The 20,821-nt window shown below is 70.4% G+C and carries 22 protein-coding genes and 2 pseudogenes; 10 read left to right on the top strand and 14 right to left on the bottom strand.

The genetic code is table 11. The features are described from left to right. Positions 1–106 precede the first annotated feature (106 nt). A complete protein-coding gene (locus CFP66_RS42195) occupies positions 107–451 on the bottom strand; it encodes a helix-turn-helix transcriptional regulator (RefSeq protein WP_094930993.1) in 345 nt (114 codons plus the stop codon). Between the two features lie 168 nt (positions 452–619). Here CFP66_RS42195 and CFP66_RS42190 point away from each other — a divergent pair, with 168 nt between their 5' ends. Beyond that, positions 620–1,762: an FAD-dependent monooxygenase gene (locus tag CFP66_RS42190; RefSeq protein WP_094930992.1), complete on the top strand. Its 1,143-nt coding sequence runs from the start codon at positions 620–622 to the stop codon at positions 1,760–1,762. Between the two features lie 310 nt (positions 1,763–2,072). Here the strand turns inward: CFP66_RS42190 and CFP66_RS42185 are convergent, their stop codons facing one another. The 3 genes and pseudogenes from CFP66_RS42185 to CFP66_RS42175 form a co-directional block, all read right to left on the bottom strand. Continuing rightward, a complete protein-coding gene (locus CFP66_RS42185) occupies positions 2,073–2,669 on the bottom strand; it encodes a LysE family translocator (RefSeq protein WP_233160182.1) in 597 nt (198 codons plus the stop codon). Next, a pseudogene (locus tag CFP66_RS50550) lies at positions 2,588–2,857 on the bottom strand (GrpB family protein); the annotation flags it as partial. The gene CFP66_RS42185 and the pseudogene CFP66_RS50550, both read right to left, overlap by 82 nt. A gap of 36 nt (positions 2,858–2,893) precedes the next feature. Then, on the bottom strand, positions 2,894–4,369 hold the full coding sequence (locus CFP66_RS42175; protein WP_143517583.1) for a hypothetical protein: 1,476 nt from the start codon (positions 4,367–4,369) through the stop codon (positions 2,894–2,896). 114 nt (positions 4,370–4,483) lie between these two features. Between CFP66_RS42175 and CFP66_RS48825 the strand changes: the two genes are divergently transcribed. Further along, on the top strand, positions 4,484–4,963 hold the full coding sequence (locus CFP66_RS48825; RefSeq protein WP_198962045.1) for a hypothetical protein: 480 nt from the start codon (positions 4,484–4,486) through the stop codon (positions 4,961–4,963). A 37-nt stretch (positions 4,964–5,000) separates the two neighbouring features. On the opposite strand, the gene CFP66_RS49660 is transcribed toward CFP66_RS48825, so the two are convergent. The 4 genes from CFP66_RS49660 to CFP66_RS42155 form a co-directional block, all read right to left on the bottom strand. Continuing rightward, complete coding sequence (locus CFP66_RS49660; protein ID WP_143517582.1) at positions 5,001–5,273, bottom strand: hypothetical protein; 273 nt, start codon at positions 5,271–5,273, stop codon at positions 5,001–5,003. Positions 5,274–5,297: 24 nt separating this feature from the next. Further along, positions 5,298–5,804 (bottom strand): flavin reductase family protein, encoded by a 507-nt coding sequence (locus CFP66_RS42165; RefSeq protein WP_094930989.1) that lies wholly within the window; start codon positions 5,802–5,804, stop codon positions 5,298–5,300. A 134-nt stretch (positions 5,805–5,938) separates the two neighbouring features. Further along, complete coding sequence (locus CFP66_RS42160; protein WP_158228432.1) at positions 5,939–6,946, bottom strand: AraC family transcriptional regulator; 1,008 nt, start codon at positions 6,944–6,946, stop codon at positions 5,939–5,941. A 164-nt stretch (positions 6,947–7,110) separates the two neighbouring features. Next, a complete protein-coding gene (locus CFP66_RS42155) occupies positions 7,111–8,172 on the bottom strand; it encodes an AraC family transcriptional regulator (RefSeq protein ID WP_094930987.1) in 1,062 nt (353 codons plus the stop codon). 345 nt (positions 8,173–8,517) lie between these two features. Between CFP66_RS42155 and CFP66_RS42150 the strand changes: the two genes are divergently transcribed. The 5 genes from CFP66_RS42150 to CFP66_RS42130 all read left to right on the top strand — a co-directional run bounded on the left by CFP66_RS42150 (position 8,518) and on the right by CFP66_RS42130 (position 13,249). Beyond that, positions 8,518–9,786, top strand: coding sequence for a cytochrome P450 (locus CFP66_RS42150; RefSeq protein WP_233160169.1), 1,269 nt, complete (start codon positions 8,518–8,520; stop codon positions 9,784–9,786). A 126-nt stretch (positions 9,787–9,912) separates the two neighbouring features. Beyond that, positions 9,913–10,212 (top strand): antibiotic biosynthesis monooxygenase, encoded by a 300-nt coding sequence (locus tag CFP66_RS42145; RefSeq protein ID WP_094930985.1) that lies wholly within the window; start codon positions 9,913–9,915, stop codon positions 10,210–10,212. An 11-nt stretch (positions 10,213–10,223) separates the two neighbouring features. Continuing rightward, positions 10,224–11,081, top strand: coding sequence for a dioxygenase (locus CFP66_RS42140; protein ID WP_094930984.1), 858 nt, complete (start codon positions 10,224–10,226; stop codon positions 11,079–11,081). Next, positions 11,078–11,854, top strand: coding sequence for an iron-containing alcohol dehydrogenase (locus CFP66_RS42135; RefSeq protein WP_233160168.1), 777 nt, complete (start codon positions 11,078–11,080; stop codon positions 11,852–11,854). The genes CFP66_RS42140 and CFP66_RS42135 overlap by 4 nt, the downstream gene beginning before the upstream one ends. 117 nt (positions 11,855–11,971) lie before the next feature. Beyond that, complete coding sequence (locus CFP66_RS42130) at positions 11,972–13,249, top strand: acyl-CoA dehydrogenase family protein (protein WP_198962044.1); 1,278 nt, start codon at positions 11,972–11,974, stop codon at positions 13,247–13,249. A 96-nt stretch (positions 13,250–13,345) separates the two neighbouring features. Here CFP66_RS42130 and CFP66_RS42125 read toward each other — a convergent pair whose 3' ends face one another. Further along, entirely contained in the window at positions 13,346–14,269 is a 924-nt protein-coding gene (locus CFP66_RS42125; protein ID WP_094930982.1) for an alpha/beta fold hydrolase, read from the bottom strand. A gap of 109 nt (positions 14,270–14,378) precedes the next feature. Between CFP66_RS42125 and CFP66_RS42120 the strand changes: the two genes are divergently transcribed. Then, positions 14,379–15,167, top strand: a complete 789-nt coding sequence (locus CFP66_RS42120; RefSeq protein ID WP_094930981.1) for an IclR family transcriptional regulator — start codon at positions 14,379–14,381, stop codon at positions 15,165–15,167. On the opposite strand, the gene CFP66_RS42115 is transcribed toward CFP66_RS42120, so the two are convergent. Both CFP66_RS42115 and CFP66_RS42110 read right to left on the bottom strand, forming a co-directional pair. Beyond that, on the bottom strand, positions 15,150–16,412 hold the full coding sequence (locus CFP66_RS42115; RefSeq protein ID WP_094930980.1) for an MFS transporter: 1,263 nt from the start codon (positions 16,410–16,412) through the stop codon (positions 15,150–15,152). The genes CFP66_RS42120 and CFP66_RS42115 overlap by 18 nt on opposite strands. Continuing rightward, complete coding sequence (locus CFP66_RS42110; RefSeq protein WP_198962043.1) at positions 16,409–17,341, bottom strand: alpha/beta fold hydrolase; 933 nt, start codon at positions 17,339–17,341, stop codon at positions 16,409–16,411. The genes CFP66_RS42115 and CFP66_RS42110 overlap by 4 nt, the downstream gene beginning before the upstream one ends. 42 nt (positions 17,342–17,383) lie before the next feature. Here CFP66_RS42110 and CFP66_RS42105 point away from each other — a divergent pair, with 42 nt between their 5' ends. Further along, the gene (locus CFP66_RS42105; RefSeq protein WP_233160167.1) at positions 17,384–18,058 is read left to right on the top strand and encodes a TetR/AcrR family transcriptional regulator; all 675 of its coding nucleotides are present in this window, start codon (positions 17,384–17,386) and stop codon (positions 18,056–18,058) included. A gap of 99 nt (positions 18,059–18,157) precedes the next feature. On the opposite strand, the gene CFP66_RS42100 is transcribed toward CFP66_RS42105, so the two are convergent. Further along, on the bottom strand, positions 18,158–18,682 hold the full coding sequence (locus tag CFP66_RS42100) for a VOC family protein (protein WP_094930978.1): 525 nt from the start codon (positions 18,680–18,682) through the stop codon (positions 18,158–18,160). A 365-nt stretch (positions 18,683–19,047) separates the two neighbouring features. Here CFP66_RS42100 and CFP66_RS42095 point away from each other — a divergent pair, with 365 nt between their 5' ends. After that, positions 19,048–19,698 (top strand): helix-turn-helix transcriptional regulator, encoded by a 651-nt coding sequence (locus CFP66_RS42095; protein WP_094930977.1) that lies wholly within the window; start codon positions 19,048–19,050, stop codon positions 19,696–19,698. On the opposite strand, the gene CFP66_RS42090 is transcribed toward CFP66_RS42095, so the two are convergent. After that, entirely contained in the window at positions 19,653–20,399 is a 747-nt protein-coding gene (locus CFP66_RS42090) for an SDR family NAD(P)-dependent oxidoreductase (protein WP_094930976.1), read from the bottom strand. The genes CFP66_RS42095 and CFP66_RS42090 overlap by 46 nt on opposite strands. 60 nt (positions 20,400–20,459) lie before the next feature. Continuing rightward, positions 20,460–20,821 (bottom strand): annotated as a pseudogene (locus CFP66_RS49655) (hypothetical protein); the annotation flags it as partial.

Raw genomic sequence — 20,821 nt, 5'->3', positions numbered from 1 at the left:
CACCTATCAGGTGCCCTTCGTCGTTGCCGAACGGCGGTTCAAGGACGTGGAGGCCGCCGTCGCCGCGGATGAGGCCGCTCCGAAGACCGCTCGGACCTCCCGCCGCTCACCCCGCTCGATGAGGAGCGGTACCGCCCCGAGACTCTGCCTCCAGGAGTGCGAGCAGCCCGGGAAACCTCTTCTCGACGCCCGCGCGTCGCAGCCGGATGCCCTTGCGGTTGCCGTAGTCGATCTCGTCGATCAGACCGGCCTCGCGCAGGACCCGGAAGTGGTGGGTCTGGGTCTGCTTCGAGATCGGGAGATCGAACGAGTTGCAGCCCCGCTCGCTGTCGCTGAGGTCGGCGGCCAGCTCCTTCATCACCGAACGGCGGTGCTCGTCGGCGAGGGCGCGGAACACCACACCCAGATCGAGCGCACCAGCCTCCGGGCCGACCTGGTTCGTTCCGGCCACGCGGCACCCCCTTCAGGTATGACTTGCATCGTACCTCAACGAGATGTTCTACTCAGGTACGAAAATAATCGTACCTGGCCGGTCGTGGTCGCCCGTGCCGCCGCTCCCCGAGACCCGACCCGGCACCCGTCGGCGACGTGGTCATCGACTCTCCGAGAGGTCATCGTCATGAAGAAGCCCGAGGTACTGATCGTCGGTGCCGGAATCGCAGGGCCCGCGCTCGCGTACTGGCTCTCCCGGAACGGATGCCGGCCGACGGTCGTCGAACAATCCCGGCAGCTGCGCTCCGGCGGTAGCGCGATCGTCGTGAAGGGGCCCGCGATCCCGGTCGCCGAGCGCATGGGCATCCTCCAGCAGCTGCGGGAGCGAGCCACCCGCAACCGGTCACTGACCCTGCTCGACGCCGACGGCGGGCGAATCCTGCAACTCCCGCTCACCTCCGACGACGCGCCGACGGTCGAGGTAACCCGGGCCGACCTGTCCGAGGTGCTGCACCGGTCGGCGCAGACCGAGGCCGAGTTCGTGTTCGATGACACGGTCACCGCGCTCGACCAGGACGGAGGCGGGGTCGAGGTCACCTTTCGACGGTCTCCGCCACGGCGGTTCGACCTCGTGGTCGGTGCCGACGGTATGCACTCCACCGTCCGGCGCCTGATGTTCGGACCCGAGCGGCAGTTCGTCCGCGACCTGGGCCTCTACGGCGCGACCGTTCCGTTGGCACCCGACGCCGTCGAGGACCCGACCGAGATGACGATGCTGACCGCGCCGAACCGGATGCTGGTCGTCCACCCCTCGCGGACCACTCCGCTCGCGGTCTTCACCTTCCGGGTCACCCAGCTGGCGCCCCACGACCGCAAGGACATCGCTCTTCACAAGCAGACCGTGGCCGACGCCTACGCCGGCGTCGGGTGGCGGGCGCCGGAACTCGTGGCGGCCTACCTCGACCACCCGGCCCCGTTCTTCGACCCCCTGACCACCGTCCGGATGCCCTCGTGGTCCCGCGGACGGGTCGTGCTGCTCGGGGACGCGGCAGCGGCAACCGCCCTGCTGGGCGACGGGTCCAGCATGGCGATGGCGGGTGCGTACGCCCTCGCAGAAGAGCTCGCCGCCCATCCCGGTGGCCACGCCCGCGCCTTCGCCGCCTACGAGGCGCGGCTGCGCCGTGAAGTGGGCCCGCGGCAGCGCCGCGTCGGCCTGCTCTCCAGGCTCATGGTGCCCCGCACCCGGCCGGGCCTCGCGGTGCGCAACACCGTAGCCCGCGCGGTCGGTCGCACGAGCCGGATCGCCGTCCGCGAAGCCGCGAACCGGTAGGCCGGTTCCGCACGAGCGGGTCAGCGCAGCGCGGTCCTGTCCGCGGTCCACCGCAGCGAGCTGCACGCACGCACAAGGATCGAAGACGCCCTCGCAAACGCGGGAAACGCGTCCCCGATCGGATCGACGTACCTTCCGCATGATCGCCACCCGCGCCTTCGCCGAGCTCGTGGCGGCCGCCTGCCACGCTGATCTGCCGTTGTAGGCCATGAGACTCAGCCAGAACAGTGATGGCCTCGATCCCTCTCGATCTCCTACATCAGCTCGGCCATCATCGAGCCTGCGGCTGATCAAGCGAGCGATGACGTTGTCAGCTCTGGCGCCCTGTTGCTGCCACCTCGACGCCCATACCGATCATGATGAGTCCCCCCGCGCCGCCCAGTCGTCGAAGGCGTGTCGGGGATGTGGCAAACCAGTCGCGGGCGGTACCCGCCGCGCCGGCCCACACCACGTCCATAGTCGACGCGAGGAGGCAGAACAGCAGGCCCAGGACGAGCATCTGGGTTGCGGGGCTGCCAGCGGCCGGATCGACGAATTGAGGCAGTATCGCGGCGAAGAAGACAATCGCTTTAGGGTTAGTGAGCCCGACCAACACCCCTTCCCAGAACCCGCGCCGGGTGCTGGGACGCTTCCCGGGATCGCTGAGCGCCTCGACGAGCTGGTGGCGATGACGGAAGGCCTGAATGCCCAGCCATACGAGGTAGGCCGCGCCCAGGTACTGCAAGACGGTCAGCGCGACGGCGACACGCTCGATCAGTGCGCCGACGCCGAAGGAGACCGCGGCGACGAACACAAAGACTCCCGCAAGGTTGCCAGCTGCGGTTACTAGCGCAACCCGTCGGCCGAGCGAGATGGCCCGGCCGAGAATGAAGAAGACGCTCGGCCCTGGAACGACGACGAAGACCAGCGATCCGAGCAGGAACGTGACAGTCGCGCTGGCTGTCGGCATCCGCCCAGGTGAGACGCGGTGGTGCCGGGTGCCTCGTTCACCTGTACCGCCGGCCACTCGCGCATGGCGAGGTCCTGCTTGAGCGTTGCGTACGCATCTCGATCATGCTCATCGTTCCGGAGCCAGTCGCGGAAGAGCAGGTGTCGTCGCTCCCACTCGCCGGCCTCGGCCGGGAGCCCGGCTCATCCCGGCGGTGGAAGCTTCGCGGTGGCGATCTCAGCGATTTCGGTTGCTGCCGCGCACTGCGCGTCAGCCGCGGTGGCGACGGAGAGGTGGACCTGCACGTTGAGCAGCTCGTACAGGGGCTCGCCGGAAGCCCCCGGGAAGGACCGCTGGATCAACGACACGCGGCAGTAGACCCTGGGGCCCTTCGCGATCGTGGGCCGGATGGCCCCCTCCCGCGAGTTGATCGAGATGGTTGTGCCGGAGACCGAGCCCGTCCGTGAGGCGTATACCGAGACCAATGGTGGGTCGGCGATGCCGGGGTCGTCGTCGCCCCACTCGCACACCGTGCCGCCGTTGAGACTGTCCCGGGCGTCGACGCGCAGTCCGGGGATCGACCGCAAGGTGACGTCGTCCAACAGGGTGCAGTGATCGACCCACGCCAGCGAGTTCGGCGGCCCCGCCAGGGTGCGCCGGGGCAAGCTCCCCGAGGTGATCCGGGGCAGTACCTGCAGCACAGCGGTGTCTGCCACCGTGCACGGATCCAACCCGCCCCCGTCGCGGTTGCTCGCGGCGCTGAACGTGACACGCGACCGGTTGGGCAGCAGCACCGTCCGCGCGCAGCTGCCCGGACCGAGCGACGGATGGTAGATCGTGATCTCCCCGGCCCGCTGCTGCGGCAGCGGCGCGAGGTCGCGGTCTCCTCGGCTGCGGATGCCCTCGAGCGCCGCGTGCACGGACACGATCTCGCCCGCCGCAGGCCGGATGGCGACTGTGCAGCCGGCGACCGAGCCCAGGTCCGGGTAGAGCTCGGTCGGTCCGAAACGTTCCAGCGCGGACGTGTCCAGCAGTGCGCACGGATCAGCGGTGCGCGGATCGCCGATCGGGTCCAACGCGGCCACGGGGGGAACGGGCGGGGACGGGCTCAGCAGCCACCACCCACCCGCGGCGGCAAGCAGCGTCACGGCGACCACCGCTACCGCGATGATCGTGCGGCTTCCGCGGCGCCGGCGAACGGGGCCCCCGGGACCGGGCGCAACGATGCCGGGCGCCCACGTCGCTGGGCGGGGCTCCTGAGCGAACTGGACCAGGCGGTCGGCGACCTCAGCGGCACCGGGCCGCCGGCCGGGGTCGTCGTGGCGCATCCACGCGCACAGCTGGAGCAGTGTGGGGTCGCTGTGCCCGCCGGCCTGGCGCAGCACGGTGCCCAGTGCGTAGATGTCCGATGCGGGTGACGGCTCTGCACCCTGGTCGAACTCGGGCGCCGGGTGCTTCGGGCCGGTCGCCGGCCGTTCGCCGAACCCGTCGAGGTGTGCAACGCCCCCGGCAGCGATGGCGACCGATTCGGCACGGACGTCGCCGTGAACGGCTCCGCCGGCGTGCGCGGCCGCGAGGATGCGCGCCAGTTCAGCGCCCCACTGCGCCAGGGTGGCGATCGGCACCGGTTCGCGCGCCAGCACATCGGGCAGCAGGGTCGTCTGTCCCGGCCATGTCATCGGGCGATGATCTCGGCTTTCGGCCCTGGCCGCACCCCCCAATCCCATCGATCATGGCGTACGGTGCGGGCTCGGCTCGGTCGGGGGATGCGGGAGCAGATGCGGCGAAGCTCTGTGTCGACGCTGCTGGCGTGCGGCTTGTTGCTGGTGGCCACTACCGCCTGCGCGGAGCCGGTCCCGCCCCCGCCCCCGGCGCCGGAGCCAATGCCGGTTCCGGGTCCGGTGTTCACCCCGCCGCCCGCGCCGCTACCCCCCGCCGAGGACGGGAACAACGTGTCGGCCTGCGCCGACGGTTCCTGCGAGATCCAGATCAGCCTGCCGGCGGAGGTCCCGCTCGATCCCCGTTTTGATGTTCGCGGCCTCCGGGTCGAGTCGATCGCCCCGGAACGGGTCGCCATCCGGGCCGAGCTCGCAGGCGGGGGCGAGGTGGCAACTGCGAGCTGTACCCAGCGGACGGCAGATGCCACCGCGAGTACGCCGGCATCGGTCACTGCGGAATGCGAGCCTGGCGGGACACTGACCCTGCCCAGGGTCTCCGTGGGCGTCGCGGTGATCCGGGGCGACGCCGCGATCATCCGCGTCCTGGGGCGATAGCAGGACACGCGCTCCGAAGACCGGTCCGCGCGACCTGTCAGTCGTCGGGCTGTTCGAACACCGCACGGATCCGCTCCAGCGTGGTCGTGATGTGCGCGCGGTTGGCGGCCGGACGCCAGGCTGCACCGGTGACGAGGGCACCGATCGGCGCGAACCACAACGGCGCCTTGATCCAGTTGGTCTCCGTGACCCGGCCGTTGCGGTTCCGTCCCAGAAACCTGGGCGCCGGGTGCGGCCCGACCGTAGTCCGCGCGCTAGATCCACCGCTGCCATGACAGTTCTCAGACGCGGGTTCCGCCGGAGCAGGCACGCCACCGCGTGTGGGACGTGGGAGTCAGATCTCGGCGAGCCGCCGGAAGCGGCTGCCGTGGAACACCAGCGGGGTGGTGCCGAGGTCGGCGTGCACGTGGTGGATCTCGAGGAGACCGATCGCGTGGTCGCCGGCCGGCATCTCGGTGTGGAGTGTGCAGTCGAGGATCGCGGCAGCGCCGTCGATGATGATCGCGCCCTCGTCGAGCAGCGACCAGCCGACTCCCTCGAAGCGGTCACCGTGCTTGTTCGAGAGCGCACGGCATGCGGCTTCTTGATCGGCGGCGAGCACGCTGAGCCCGATCCGGGACACCGAACGCAGCTTCGGCCACGTCTGGGAGTTGTTCTGCACGCACACCGACACGAGCGGTGGATCGATCGACACGGAGGTGAAGGAACTCGCGGCCATGCCGACCGGCTGACCGTCGACCATCGCGCACACCGCGGTCACTCCGCTGGGGAAGCATCCGAACACCTGCCGCAGCAGGGCGGCGTCACCGTGGGGCGGCCTCAGCGTGGGTGGTGCGCTCATCTCGGTCTCCTCGTCGGGGTGCGTCCACCCGACGCTAGGCGCTCGTCCCGCTGCGGCCAGCCGGAATGCGTGGCGATCCAGCCGCTGCGCGAACCTCGTCGCGGGATCCGCGCCGGCGCGCGGATCCGGATGGCTCAGGCCCGCCCTGCCCGCAACGACTCCGACGGGGTGCATCCGAAACGTTCCCGGTAGGCGTCAGCGAAGCGACCGAGGTGGTTGAACCCCCATCGCAGCGCGATGTCGGTGACCGACCCCGCGCCGGTGGTGAGATCGCGGTGGGCGCGATCGAGCCGGACCAGCCGGAGGTAGACCGTCGGGGTCATGCCCATCTGCTCGCGGAACCCCTGCTGAAGTCGTCGCCCGCTCACGCCGGCGAGTTCGGCCATGTCCGACAGCGGCCACGGTTTCTCGGGTGCTGCCTCCAGCGCGTCGACGACCCGCTTCACCGTCCTCGAACGGGCCGGCGCGTGTTCCGCGTAGATCGCGTCGTAGAAGTCGTGAGGCTGCGCCCGCAGCAGCGAGCTGATCACCAGGCGCTCGAGCTGCTCGCGGTACCCGACCGACCTGCGAGCGAGGCTGTTCTCGCTGTCCAGCTCGGTCAGCAGGAGTTCGACCGTCGACGACCAGCTCCGGCCGGCGGGGGTGGTCAGGTCGAACCCGATCGGAAAGCGGACCCACGACGAGACCGGCCGGCCCACCATCGCCTCCAGCTCGCTCTCCAGGGACCGCCGGTTGATCTTGATGCAGAGCTGGCCGGCATCGGCGCCCCACCGGGGGAGGTAGGTGTGCTCCTGCGGGGTGAAGACAGCCGCCGTCCCGGGGCGGGCGACGATGCTCTGCGTGCCGCAGTGCGACTCGACGAAACCGGTGATCGCGACGTTGACGTGGTAGGCACCCAGGGCGCCCGGATCGAGACGGGTCTCGGTGCCGAAGCGCACGAACCCGAGTGTGAGGTGGGTGAGATCAGTGGCGGTGAGCAGCGACCGGGAGAGGACCCCGCCGTGCCCGGTCGTTTCCACCTTGGCCGGGTAGAAGACGCTGTTGAGGCTCTCCCGGAACGCGTCGAACCGGGTGGCGCGGCAGAGCTCGTAGGTGCCGAGCACAGGGGTCCGGCCCCCGCCGATCCCATCAGGCTCGATCATCGACGACCGATCCATCCGTCACGCTCCTCCGGCGAACGTCGAGGTGGCACCAGGGCCACCGCGCACCACGCACGCCGCTCCACAGCGGAGTGCATCGAAGCTAGGCGTCGTCCACCGGGGTGTCAACGACGCCCCGGTCGTCGACGGCTCGCCCGCCGGCGCGGTCACGTCGTGGCGTGCTCGCGGCGGTGGCGCGCCGTCTCCGACGGGGACTCGCCGTACGTCTGCCGGTAGACGGTCGAGAAGCGGCCGGAGTGGTGGAAACCCCAGCGGTGGGCCACGGTCATCACCGTGTCCTCGCCGGTCAGCAGGTCCTGTCGGGCGCGGTCGAGCTTGACCTTGCGCAGGTATCCGATCGGCGTGCAGTGCAGGACGTCCTGGAAGGCGATCTGCAAGCGCCGTGCGCCGACCCCGGCGTGGCGAGCGAGGTCGGAGAGCGTGTGGTTGACCTCGGGATGAGCCTCGATGAGGTCGAGCACCCGCTTGACGGTACGGGGTCTGGCCGGCGGCCCAGGGCTGAGCAGTGCGTCGAGGTGGTCGTGGTTCTGGACGTGGAGCAGTCCGCTGATCAGCAGCTTCTCCAGGTACTCGCGATGGTTCTCCGAGCGTTCCAGTAGCCCTCCCGGCCGGTCCACCTCCTCGATCAGCAGCCGGACCACCCCCAGCCAGCTCGCGGCCGCCGCCGTGGTCAGGTCGAGTGCGAGGTCGAACCGGATGTCGGCGGCGAGGGGCTGCCCGATCAGCGCCTCGAGCTCGGCCTCGACCGCAGCTTTCTCGATCTTGATGCACACCTGGGACGAGTCCGCGCTCCACCGCGGCAGCACCGTGTGCTCGCGCGGGGTGAAGACCGCACCGTGACCGACCCTCGCCGTGGTCTGTCGCTTGCCGCACTCGGACACGACGTGACCGGAGAGCGGCACGTTCACGTGGTAGGCGCCCAAGGCGCCGGGATCCACCATCGCCTCCGAGCCGAAACGCAGGTACCCGAGGGTGACGTGCTCGAGCCGGACAGCGCTCAGCAGCGATTCGCTCAGGTCAGCGCGGTGGCTCAGCGTCTCGATCCGGGAGGGGTAGAAGAAGCTGCCGAGGTTCTCCCGGATGAGCTCGAGTGGGCCCGAGCGGCAGATCTCGCGGTGAGCGAGCACCTGGTCGGTCGAGGTCGAACCTCCACCGGCGAGGCCGGGCAGCAGCTCACCGGGCGGCAGCGATCCGGTCCCCTCTGCCATGGCTGAGGCGCTCCCTTGCGCGTACGTCTGATGCCCGTCTCCGCAGGCAATGCTCCGGCCGCTCGTCGACGGGTGTCAAAGGCGCCGAGTGGCCTCGACCACGGCACGGGAAAACGCCTTCGCGATCCGGATGGTGCAGTGCGCGATCCGGCCATCTCCGACGCGAAGTGGCTCTCGTGCCCGCGCGGGGCTTCCTACTGTCCCCCTGAGCACGACCCAGGTCACGGCGACGTGTCGCGCGACCGGGTCGCCGTCCGTCAGCTCCGTCCGTCAGATGAGGGAGAACGCATGTCGTCGTCGCTGAGCGATGGGGCCGCCACGAGTGCGACCGAAGGACGCTGCCCGGTGAGTGGCCTCGGTGAGAGGTTCGATCCGTTCGCCGAGTCCTACCTCCAGGATCCGTACAGCCTGTGGGTCGATGCACGGCTCGAGGAGCCGGTCTTCTACAGCCCGTCGTTGGGCTACTGGATCGTCAGCCGCTACGAGGACGTCCGGCACGTGTTCATGGACGCGGCGTTCTCGGCGGCGATCTCGATCACTCCGCTCAAGGAGCTGTGCCCGGCGGCGATCGACGAACTGGTCAAGGCCCGGATGGTGATGGGTCCGAGCCTGGTGAACGAGGACCCGCCCCTGCACACCGACCGTCGCAAGTACATCCGTGATGCTCTCGTCAGCCCCGCGCGGATCGAGACCGTCCGGCCGCGGATCCGGGAGTTCGCGAGCCGCTACATCGACGGGTTCGTAACGCGCGGCCACGCCGATCTGGTCGCCGACTTCGCCTGGGAGATCCCCGCTCTCGTCGCGTTCGCGCTGATGGGGGTGCCGGACGAGGACGTCGAGCAGGCCAAGGAGTTCTCCGGCCGGCTCGCGCTGTTCACGTGGGGCTACCCGAGCGAGGACGAGCAGACCGCGCTCGCAGCCGGCATGGGCCAGTACTGGACCTACGCCAAGGCCCACGTCCACCGCCGGCTGGAGGAGCCCACGGACGACTACATCAGCGAGCTGATCCGCGCGTGGCGCGTCCCCGGCAACGAGGAGCTGTTCGACGAGAACTACCTCGTGACGACAATGATGAACTTCCTGTTCGCCGGACACGAGACGACCACGAACGCCACGGCCAACGGACTTCTGGCGCTGATGGAGAACCGGGACCAGTGGGACGCGCTGTGCGCGGATCCCTCGCTGGCGGCCAACGCCGTCGAGGAGATCCTGCGGTTCAGCTCCTCGGTCATCGCCTGGCGCCGCGAGGTCATCACTGATGTCGTCGTCGGCGGAGTGACGCTCCCCGCCGGCTCGAAGGTGCTCGCGGTGACGGGCTCGGCCAACCACGACGAGTCGGTGTTCCCCGAACCGGAGAGGTTCGACATCACCCGCGCCAACGCCAAGCGGCACTTCGCCTTCGGGATCGGGCGCCACCTCTGCGTCGGTGCCGCCCTCGCCCGCATCGAGATGCAGATCTTCCTCGAGGAGCTGTCCCGGCGGCTGCCGCACATGCGCCTGACCGCCGGCCAGGAGTTCACCTACTCACCGAACACCTCGTTCCGCGGGCCGGAGCACGTCCACGTCGAGTGGGACCCGACCCGGAACCCGCTCGAGGGTGACCGGCCGAGCTGAACACCGGTTGCCGTCGAGGCGTCCTGCGTGCCCGAGCCTTCGCTTATCGGATGCCCGGTACGCGAAGCGGCTCGTGGTCGCCGCCCGTGCTCCCTAGCGTTGCCGGCACTCGAGAGGAAGGGCGACATGGTCGTCGAGCATGCCTACATCACGGTCATCGCAGGGAGGGAGACCGACTTCGAGGAGGCGTTCGCCGCGGCGGAGCCGGTGCTCGCCGGAGCGGCGGGGTGCCGCGAGACGGCACTGTTCCGCGACGTCGAACGGCCTGGCGGGTACCTGCTGCGTGTGACGTGGGACCGGCTCGAGGATCACCTCGAAGTCTTCCCCACGAGCGCGGCCGGCCAGGCGTTCGCCGCGCAGGTCGCCCACTTCTTCGACGGCACCCCCGAGGTACGGCACTTCGCCGCCGACCGCACCACCGCGTGAGGGAGAGCCACATGGACTTCACCGTCGGGTCCGCCACCGCGGCCGTTGCCGGGAGCTTCGACGCGACACCCGATCCTCGGCTGCGTGAGGTCATGCAGATGCTCACGCAGCACCTGCACGACTTCGTCCGCGAAGCCGCACCGACCATCGGGGAGTGGAACACCGCGATCGAGTTCCTCACCGAGGTCGGCCGGTCGTGCTCCGACACCCGCCAGGAATTCATCCTGCTCTCGGACGTGCTCGGCGTCTCGATGCTCGTCGAGACGATCAACGGCCAGGAGGGTGGCACCGAGAGCACGGTGCTCGGGCCCTTCCACATGACCGAGTCCCCGCGGCGAGAGCTCGGGGACTCGGTCGACCTGATCGGTGGCACTCGGGTCTGCGTGGTCAGCGGGACCGTCCGCAGCACCAGCGGCGAGCCGCTCGCGGGTGCGAGCGTCGATGTCTGGCAGTGCACCGAGGACGGCTTCTACGACGTCCAGCAGCCGGAGCGCCAACCGGCCGGCAACGGGCGCGGGTTGTTCCGGACGGATCCGGAGGGCCGGTTCTGGTTCCGCACCGTGGTCCCCTCCCACTACCCGATCCCGACCGACGGACCGGTCGGGAGGTTGCTCGCCGCCACCGATCGGCACCCGTACCGGCCGGCGCACGTGCACTTCATCGCCTCGGCACAGGGGCACGAGGAGGTCACGACGCACGCGTTCGTCGCGGGGAGCGCCTACATCGACTCCGACGCGGTGTTCGCGGTCAAGAAGAACCTGATGGTGGAGTTCGTGGAGACCACCGATCCCGACATCGCCGCGGAGTACGGCGTGGAGGCGCCGTTCGTGCACGCCGAGTTCGACATCGTCCTGCAGGAACGGTCGTGACGCCTGCGGCGGTCGGCGTGACCGCCCCGACCGGGGAGCTCGACGGCCTGTCGGCATTCGCCTACGAGTCGCTACCGATGCGGGTCGTCTTCGGATCCGGGTGCGTCGCCCGCATCGTCGACGAGGTCGCCGGGCTCGGGCTGAGCAGGGTTCTCGTGCTGTGCAGCCCCGAACAGCGCGGCCTCGGCCGCGAGGTAGCCGACGTGCTCGGGCAGGCGTCGGTCGGGGTGTTCGACGGCGCACGCATGCACGTGCCGGTCGGCGTCGCGACCGCCGGGACGTCCGAAGCGCGCAGCCGTGACGCCGACGGGTGTGTGGCGGTCGGTGGCGGCTCGGCGATCGGGCTGGGCAAGGCCATCGCGCTCGAGACCGGGCTGCCCCTGCTCTGCATCCCGACCACCTACTCCGGCTCGGAGATGACGCCGGTCTGGGGACTCACCGCGAACGGCGACAAGCTGACCGGACGTGACCTGTCGGTCCTGCCCCGCGCAGTGATCTACGACCCGGATCTCACCCTGGGCCTGCCGCACGCCCCCACCCACGCAGTGGTGCTGCCCCACGTCGCCGCGTTCAACCTGCCGGCAGCACCACACGCTGCTGCCGCACTGGGTCGGGCCCTCGGGACGGACGACCCGGCCGCCGCGCTGGCCGGGCTGAACGTCACGCTCGGCCCCCCGTCCCGTCCCTGCGGGCCCTCGGCCTGGACCGCGAAGACCTTGCCGCCGCAGCCGATGCTGTCGTTGCCCGTCCCTACCGCAATCCGCGGCCCGTGACGCGCGAGGCCGTCCTGACGATCCTCGAAACGGCGTGGCACGGCGCCGCAGCGGCCCCGGCCGACCGGGCATGAGCACGACTTCTCCACCAGCTTCGCCAATCGGATCATTCCGGTCGTGAAGCGGCTGGTCGTCATCCGGAGCGCGGTTAGCGTTCCCACTGAGATTCAGCGTGTCGAATGGAGGACAGGAATGCCCGAGATTCTTGATCGGCCGCAAGCCACTGGAGCCGGCACCGAACTCGACCGCGAGGTCGTAGCCCGTGTCACCGCGCTCGTGCCGCTGATCCGGGAACACGCCGAGAAGTCCTCCGAGGAGCGACGCGTGGTCCCGGAGGTCATGGCGGCGCTGGAGGAGGCGGGGCTGCTCAAGCTGCTGGTTCCGCGCCGGCTCGGCGGGTCGGAGACGAACCTGCGCACGATGATGGAATGCGTCGCCGAGGTGGGCCGCGGTGACGGGTCCACGGCATGGGCGGTCGCGTTGTTGAACGTGTGCACGTGGTTCTCGACCACGTTCTCCGACGAGGCGCAGGACGAGGTGTTCTCCACACCGGAGGCGAAGGCGTGTGGGATCTTCTCACCGCCGCTGAAATCGGAGAAGGTCGACGGCGGCTACCTGGTCAGCGGTCGCTGGGCGTACTCGTCGGGTTCGTTCGCCGCGACCTGGGCGTCGCTGGGCATCGGCGTCGAGGGCGACGACCCCCGTGCGCTCGCGCTGATTCCCTCGAGCGCCTGGAAGATCGAGCCGACGTGGTTCGTCGCGGGGATGAAGGGCTCGGGCAGCGACACGATCGTGGTCGAGGACCACTTCGTTCCCGAGCACCGGATCCAGCGGTTCGCCGACATGGTCGAGGGCGATTTCCGCACCTCGCACAAGGGCGACGAGCAGAACGCCAACATGGCGTTCATCCCCGTCGCGGCCATCGTCCTGGTCGGCGCGCAGATCGGTCTCGCTCGACACGCCCTGGAGCGGACGCTCGCGAACCTGCCGAAGAAGAACGTCGCCTACACCTGCTACACGAATGCCCGGAACTCACCGACCCACCAGCTGGGCGTCGCGGAGGCGGCAACGCGGTTCGACCAGGCCGAGATGCTCATGCGGCGCGCCTGTGCCGACGTGGACGGGGCCGCTGCCGGCGGAGTGCAGTTGGACAGGCTGACCCGGGCGCGCGTCCGCATGGACACGGGCATCATCGGTGAGCTGGTCAAGGACGGGATCGACAAGCTGATGACGGCCAACGGGGCGTCGTCGTTCGCCGACGGCAATGTCCTCAGCAGGATCTGGCGCGACTCGGAGATCGCGGGTCGGCACGCGCTGGTGATGCCGGAACTCGGCAAAGAGGCCTACGGGCGGCTGCTGCTCGGCGCCGACGAGCCGCTCACCATCGACATCTGACCAACCGACCGGTCTGCCGTCGAACGGCATCCGCGCCACATCAGGCCGCCGCCCCCGCGGGGTAGCGGCCTGATGCGTCGGCGGAGCCGTCACTCCTCACAGGAGGGTCGTCGTCCACCGCCTGAGGATCTCCGTGTACTTGGTCGGGTCGGCCTGGTGCATGACGTGCGCAGCATCGGGGATCGACTCGTAGTCGACCCGCACCCCGGCGCCCTCCATCAGCTGCCTCGCCCGGGCGGCCTGCTGGTCGGAGATGGCACCCATCAGGTTGCCCGTCTCCGGATCGACGCTCCTGCGGTGGTGGGTGAGCAGCACCGGCGTCTTGACCTGGCGCAGCAGGCGACCGTGTGGACAGTTCGCAGCGACGGTCCCCTCGACGAAGGCTCGCGCCCACTCGGGGTCGTACTCCTTCAGATTCTGCGGAACCTCGCCGTCGGTGGGGAACGCCACGCCGGCCACGGCCGCCCCGGCCGCCTTGCGGTAACCGGCCCAGTCACCGACGCTCCACTGGTCACCCAAGTGGTCGCGGAAGAGCGCGAAGAGGGGCCCCACCGCCTGACGGATCGACGGACCGCACTCCGGGACGAGTTCGGAGGCGAACAGCGGCGGATCCTCACACAAGACACCCCGGATCTGCCCGGGCATCGCGTAAGCCGACAGCCACGCGGCCAGAACACCACCGGAGGAGTTCCCCGCGACGACGACCGGCCGACGCACCACCAGCGACAGGAAACGCACCAGGTCGTTGCCGAAGTTGTCCAAGCTGTAGCGCTTCGGGGTCCACGTGCTGCGGCCCTGCCCCCGCAGATCGACCGCGTAGACGTGGAAGTCCTCGGCCAGCAGCGCCATCGACTCCTCGTAGCTCCACCACGATCCGGTCTGCTCGGGGATCAGGAGGACCGCGGGCCGCGCGGGGTCACCCACCTCCGCGTAGTTCATGGTGATCTCGCCGATGTCGGCCTGCTGCTCGGGGAAGGCGTGCGCGACGAACACGTCGCGCCCGGCGGGGTCGGTACTCATCACTTCTGCCCCCGGACGGGTCGCGCAGCCGCGGATGCGAAGTCGTAGTCGCTGTCGATCACCACACTAGGGTCTCCGGCGTGAGGACCCGACCGCAGCGGCGATCCCGATGAGTGGAACGGCGCCCCCGAGCCGTTCGGGGCGACCGGCGCGCGGCGAGCCGATCCTGGAGCGTGCATTCCGGATCCTGGGAGCCTTCGCCGAGTCCGGCGGGAGCCTTCCCCTCCACGTGCTCGCCTCCCGGGCGGGGCTGCCCAGGAGCACAGCGTCGCGGATCGCGGCTCAGCTGACCGACGTCGGTGCGCTCGAACGCCGCGGGAACGGCGAGTTCGTCGTCGGCCTGCAGCTGCTCGAGATCGCCTCGCTCGCCCCCCGCGGCCACGGGCTGCGCGCGGCGGCACTGCCGTACATGCAGGACCTGCACCGGGTCACCCGGCAGCACATCCTGCTGGCCGTCCGCGACGGTCACGAGGCCGTACTCGTCGAGCGCCTCTCCGCGCGGGGCGCCGTCGCGGTCAAGTACCGGGTCGGCGGACGCCTGCCGCTCACCGAGACCGGCGTCGGCATCGCCCTCCTGGCCCATGCACCGCAGGAGATACGCGACGAAGCCCTGGCGAGCGCGACCGACGCAGGCCGGGTCCGTCGCCTGATCGCCGCCGTCCTGCGGGAAGGCGTCCACACCACGACCGGGCCGAACCCGCTCCACCCGGGGACCGACCCGGTCCACGCGGAGCCCGCCAGGATGACATCGGTCGCCGCCCCCATCCTGGACCGCGACGGCGGGGCGTTGGGCGCGCTGTCGCTGCTGGCGCCCGACGATGGCCGATCCCAGGTAGCGGCCAGGGTCGCCCTCCGCACAGCGAGCCTCGCGATCTCCCGATCAGCCGGGCACCGATGAGGCCCGGCGCTCCGCCGGCACCCGACGTGGACCCCCGGATATCCGGCGAAGCCGGCAACGTTCGCCCCGGGTGGGCCCGACCGCTCCCGCTCCGGCGAGCAGTGCCCCCAGCACGATCACGGCAGCGATGGCCAGCGAGGCCGACCGGGCGTCGAGCACCTGGCTGAGGGCGCCGAGACCCAGGGTGGGCAGCACGTTGCCGGCGTAGGCGCTCAGGAAGTACGTCGCGAGCTGATCCGCGCGCCGGCGCGGGTCCGCCACGCGCTGCGCGACGTCCAACCCGCGACGGAAGGCGAGCCCGAACCCGACACCGGCGATCACCGTGCCCGCCACGAACAGCCCCAGCGCGCCGGCCAGCAGCCCCAGCTCGTACACCGCGGTGCCGGCCGCCATCGCGGCCGCCCCCGGCCACACCCGGTCCACGAGCGCCGGCGGCGCCAACGTCTGCCCGACCAGCGCCGCGCCGAAGAGCAACGCCACGATCAAGCCGGGCACGATCGGCTCCCGCACCCCCAACTCGTCCCGCAGGAACGACGGGACGAGCGAGGAGAACAGGCCCGTCACCGTGAAGGCCACGAACACACCCATCGCGGCCCACGCGAAACCCAGCCGCCGGTCGCGCGCGGCGGGCAGCAGCGGGCGCCGGAATGCCAGCCCACCGCTGCGTCTCCCGGCGACGGTTTCCGGCACGCCCGTCACGGCCAGCGCGCAGAGCACGACGGCACCGAGGTACCAGGCGTAGAGCACGGCGACGGTGTCGATGCTCTCGCCGCCGATCTGCAACGCAACCGCGGCGACCGCCACGCCCGTCCCGAGGCCTCCGACGTTGCTGACGGTGGCGACCGTGGCCGCACGCCTGGCCGGCCCCAACTCGGCCAGCGCCGCCGACGCCGTCGTGGCCGTCAGCCCTGCCCCCAGGCCACCGAGGACTCGCGCAGCCAGCACCACCAGCACGTTCGGCGCGGCCAGCAACAGCCCCGCACTCACCGCCGACAGGCCCAGCCCGGCGAACAGGACAACCCGCCTGCCTGCGTGGTCCGACCACGACGACAGGAGCGTCAGGCTCACCATCGTGCCCGCGGCATACAGGCCGAAGGCCAGCGTGATCACGAACGGGCCGAAGCGCAGCGCCTCCGCCCAGATCCCCCACATCGGGATCGGGATGGTGCCGCCCAGCATCACCACCGCGTACACCAGCGCGACCGTCGCGAACGCCGCTCGCCCTGGCAGCCGGATCGCACTCACCGCCGGCCCCGCAGGAACGGGAGCAACTCGGCGAGGAACTCCTCCGGCTGCTCCTCCGCCGGGAAGTGCCCGCAGCCCTCGAGCACCCGCGCGGTGACGTCATCGGCGACGGCCGACATGGTCGCACCGACCGCCGCACCGACCGAGGCGCTCCCGCCCACCGCCAGCACCGGCAGCGACAGCCGGGTGCCGCGCCGCCGCGCGTTCTGCCGGACCGTCTCCTCGGTCGCCCGGTACGGCTCGAAGGACGCCCGCAATGCCTCCGGATCCTCGGTCAGCGCGGCGACGTAGACCTCCACCGCGTGCGGATCCAACTGCCGCCCAGGAGCTGTCTTCGTCGCGAACTGGTAACCGAAGTACAGCGCCTCCCGGCCCCGGACCAGCTCCTCGTTGAGCCTGCCGAGCCGGTTGAAGCCGAAATGGAACAGCCGATCGTTCGCTGCGTCGGACCCGAAGAACGCAGGGTCGGCCGAGACGCCGGGGATGGCCGCCTCGGTGACGGCCAGCCGGGTGACCCGCTCGGGGTGGTCGGCGGCCAGTGCGAATCCGATCCACATCCCGACGTCGTGTCCGAGCACCGCGTACTCCTCGTGCCCGAGCTCCTCCATCACCGCGGCCAGGTCCGCGGCGAGGGATCCCGTGTCGTAGCCGTCGCCGGGCTTGTCCGAGCGTCCCGACCCCCGCGGTTCGACGGCGACGACCGTGGCGTGCTCCGCCAGCACGGGCAGGACGTGCCGCCACGCGTACCACGTCTGGGGCCACCCGTTGATCAACAGCAGCGCCGGTCCACGGCCGCCGACGACCGCATGGTGGCGCAGGCGAGGAGTGCTGACCAGCAGGCTCTCGAAGACGTCCGCGAAGCCGGACGGGAGGCCCGGTTCCCGGGGAGGGCCAAGGCGTTCGATCGCAACATTCGTCGTGGTGTTCACGAGCCGACGCTAACCATCTTGGATCGATCAGTACAAGATGATGTGATACCGATCATTCCAAGATGGCCGACCAACCTGTACCGTCCGATCCACGATCGCGAGACGGGCGAACAGGAGCACCGGGTGGCAGGACGCAAGCAGTTCGACGTGGACGACGCGCTCGACCGCGCGATGACGCTGTTCTGGCAGCGGGGATTCGCGGAGAGCTCGCTCGACGCCCTGTGCACCGCCACCGGGCTCGGCCGCGGATCGTTGTACGCCACGTTCCGGGGCAAGGACGAGTTGTTCCGCGACGCCCTGGACCGCTACGGCGCCAGGTACGGCGACCGCTACGACACCGCGCTCGACACGCACACCGGCAACCCGGCCGCTGCGGTCACGGCCTTCCTCGACGTCACGGTCGAGCGGATCAGCGACCCGACGGTGCCGAACGGTTGCCTCATCGCGCAGTCGGCGATCGAGTCCGACACGCTCAGCGCCGCAAGTGCCACCCGCGTCCGCGAGCTGGTCGATCGCCAGCGCGGCCGGATCCGCACAGCGCTCGGCGCACCGCCCGGTGCGTCGGACGAGGAGCTCGACGATCTCACCTCGTTCGTCGTCGCGACCAACCAGAGCCTGGCGGTGATGAGTCGCGTCGGCGCGCCCGAGGCAGAACTGCGCGCCATCGTCAGGCTGGCGGCCGACACCGTGGCCACGTCCCTCGACCGGGTGGGCTGACCTGCGACGTCGGCCGACCGGATGCACCCGAGGAGCCCCTGGAGAGGCACCCCGGCGGGCCGACGTGACGACCCGCCGGGGAAGGACGGCGTCGCCGGTTCAGTGGTGAGCCGGAGCGGAGATGCCGGTCCCACCTGGGAGATCGGCGCCGAACTGTGCGATGACCGCGTCCAGGTCGAGCGGCGCGAAGGCCTCCCGACCCACCTCGTCGACCCTGTCGGCCGGCACCAGCCAGCACACTTCGAACTGCAGGCCGTCCGGGTCGCTGGCGTAGAGCGACTTGGTGGTGCCGTGGTCGATCTCGTGGGTCAGCTCACCCGCCTGCAGCATCTTGCCGCGGATCCGCTGGAGCTCGGCCAGGGTGTCCACCTCCCACGCAAGGTGCGCGAGCCCGGGACGCCGGCCCGACCCCTGCGGGGAAGCCGGGCCCTCGATCTGCATGAAGGCCAGGTCGTGGTCGTTGGTCGACCCCTCGGCCCGCAGGAACGCAGACTCGGGCACCTTGCCGCCGTCCGCGTGGAGGCGGTGGTCGATGCGGAAGTTCAGCAGGTCGGTGTAGAAGGCGATGCTCCGTTCGACATCGCGGACGTAGAGCACGGCGTGGTTGAGACGCTCGACTGACATGCCACTCCTCGATTGGTTACGATTAGTACGTAGCCACACCATAGGGGTGTATTGAGAACGTCACAAAAGGCACATTGAGGTACGTGGAGCACACCGCTGACCCTGACCGCGCCGCCGCCCCGGCACCCGGGCGCCGGCGCAAGCTGCGGGTCCACGCGGCGCCCAGCCGTGGTCCATAGCCGGCTGCTGCGCCACCAGCCCGGCGGTCCGACCGCCGAGCGAGGGCCCTTGTCGACGTAACCGCCCCTGATCGCCGGCGCGTCGAGCCCAGCCCACCTGGTCGTGCTGGATCCCGCAGGCGATGACCGCAAGGACGCCGATACCACATGCCGTGGCAATTGCGTCGAAGGCATAGAGTCTTGCTCATGTCGCAACAAGGTGACGATGTGGACGGCCTCGTGCGCAACCGCCTCCGCGCCCTGCGGGTCGCCCAGGGCTGGTCGTTGGAGGAGCTGGCGACGCGGGCGAAGATCAGCCAGTCCTCCCTGAGCCGGATCGAGAACGGCCAGCGCAGACTGGCCCTGGACCAGCTCGTCATCCTGGCCAGGGCGCTGGACACCTCACTGGACCAGCTGGTGGAGACCGGCACCGACAGCGTCGTGTCCAACCCGACGACCTACGGCTCCCACGAGGTGCGGCGCTGGTCGATCAAGGCCGAACCCGGCATGACCGTCGTGCGCCGACGCATCACCGAACCACCCCCGGAGAGCCCCGCCCGACTGCGCGCCCACCCGGGCCGCGAATGGTTCGTCGTCCTCTCCGGCGCCGCGGTCCTGCTCCTGGGCTCCGACCGCATCCGTGTGGAGACCAACCAGGCCGCCGAGTTCCCCACCATGCTGCCGCACGCCATCGGCGCCGAGGGTGGGCCCTGCGAGATCCTGGGCCTGTTCGACCGCGAAGCCCGCCGAGGACACCGGGACGACCTGACCGCCGACCCACCACCCCGCCGGCATCGCAGGTCAGCTGCGGGTCAGAACTGGTGCTCACCGCCGTCGACGTCCAGGTTCGCGCCGTAGACGAAGCTGCTGTCGGCAGAAGCGAGGAAGGCCACCCCGGCGGCCACCTCTTCCGGGCGCCCGAGCCGTCCGATCGGAACCCCCTCGGCGAGCTGCACCCGGAAGGCGTCCGCCTGCTCCTTGCCGACGACCCGGTCGGGCGCCGGGGTGTCGATGGCGCCGGGCGAGATCGAGTTCACCCGGATGCCGCGACCCTTCAACTCGTTCGCCCAGGTTCGAGCGAGTGACCGGACCGCGGCCTTCGAGGCCGAGTACAGGCCGAAGTTCTCCCAGCCGTCAGCGGCCCGGATGGAGGAGTTGACGATGACCGACGCGCCTTCGTTGAACAGCGGCACGGCCTTCTGGATCGAGAGCCACGTTCCCCGCACGTTGGTACCGAAGTTCTGCTCGTAGTCCTCGTCGGTCGCCTTCTCCAGCGGCGCGAGCCACGCCCCACCCGCGTTGGCGAACAGGACGTCGAGCCCGCGCCCGCGCGCGCGGACCGCGTCGTACAGCCGATCCAGATCGGCGGCTTCCGCGATGTCGCCCACGACGGCGGTGGCCGCCGACCCGATGTCGTCCACAGCCGTGTCGAGCTCGGCCTTCCGCCGACCGGTCAGGAACACGTGCGCCCCCTCGGCCGCCAACCGCTGCGCGGCGGCCAGCCCGATCCCGCTGCTCGCACCGGTCACCACGGCCGTCCTGCCCTCGAGCATGCCCATACCAAGAACCCCTCGGATCTCCGGCCGACCGACTTACGTATCGATCGGTACGGATCATTTCTAGCACGTGCTCCCGCCCACCGGCCGAGAACGGCGGTGGCGTCGGTCACCGACAGACGGCTGCACCGCCGCGCGGACGCTCGCGGGATCGACGGTCACTCGTCTCCCCGTGACAGCGGACCGCTCGATCGCATCCAAGAGCCGATGGCGCGTGACGGCGTGAACGAAGTCCGGAGCGACAGCGGTGCCGAGGACGAGGTCGTCCCGAATCGCCGAATACGCGTGCGCCAGAGCCTGGATCGGCGTCCCGGCCAAACGGGGGTAGTCGTCGTAACCGTCGGGCAGCGTCAGCTCGGCCGGTCGAGCGTGCCCCTGCGCGCCGCGCACCGTCACGGCAACGACGTGCGGATGAGTCGGCGCAC

This window comes from Pseudonocardia sp. MH-G8 (assembly GCF_002262885.1).
Taxonomy (GTDB): Bacteria; Actinomycetota; Actinomycetes; order Mycobacteriales; family Pseudonocardiaceae; genus Pseudonocardia.
This window is presented reverse-complemented; position numbering and strand designations above follow the sequence as displayed.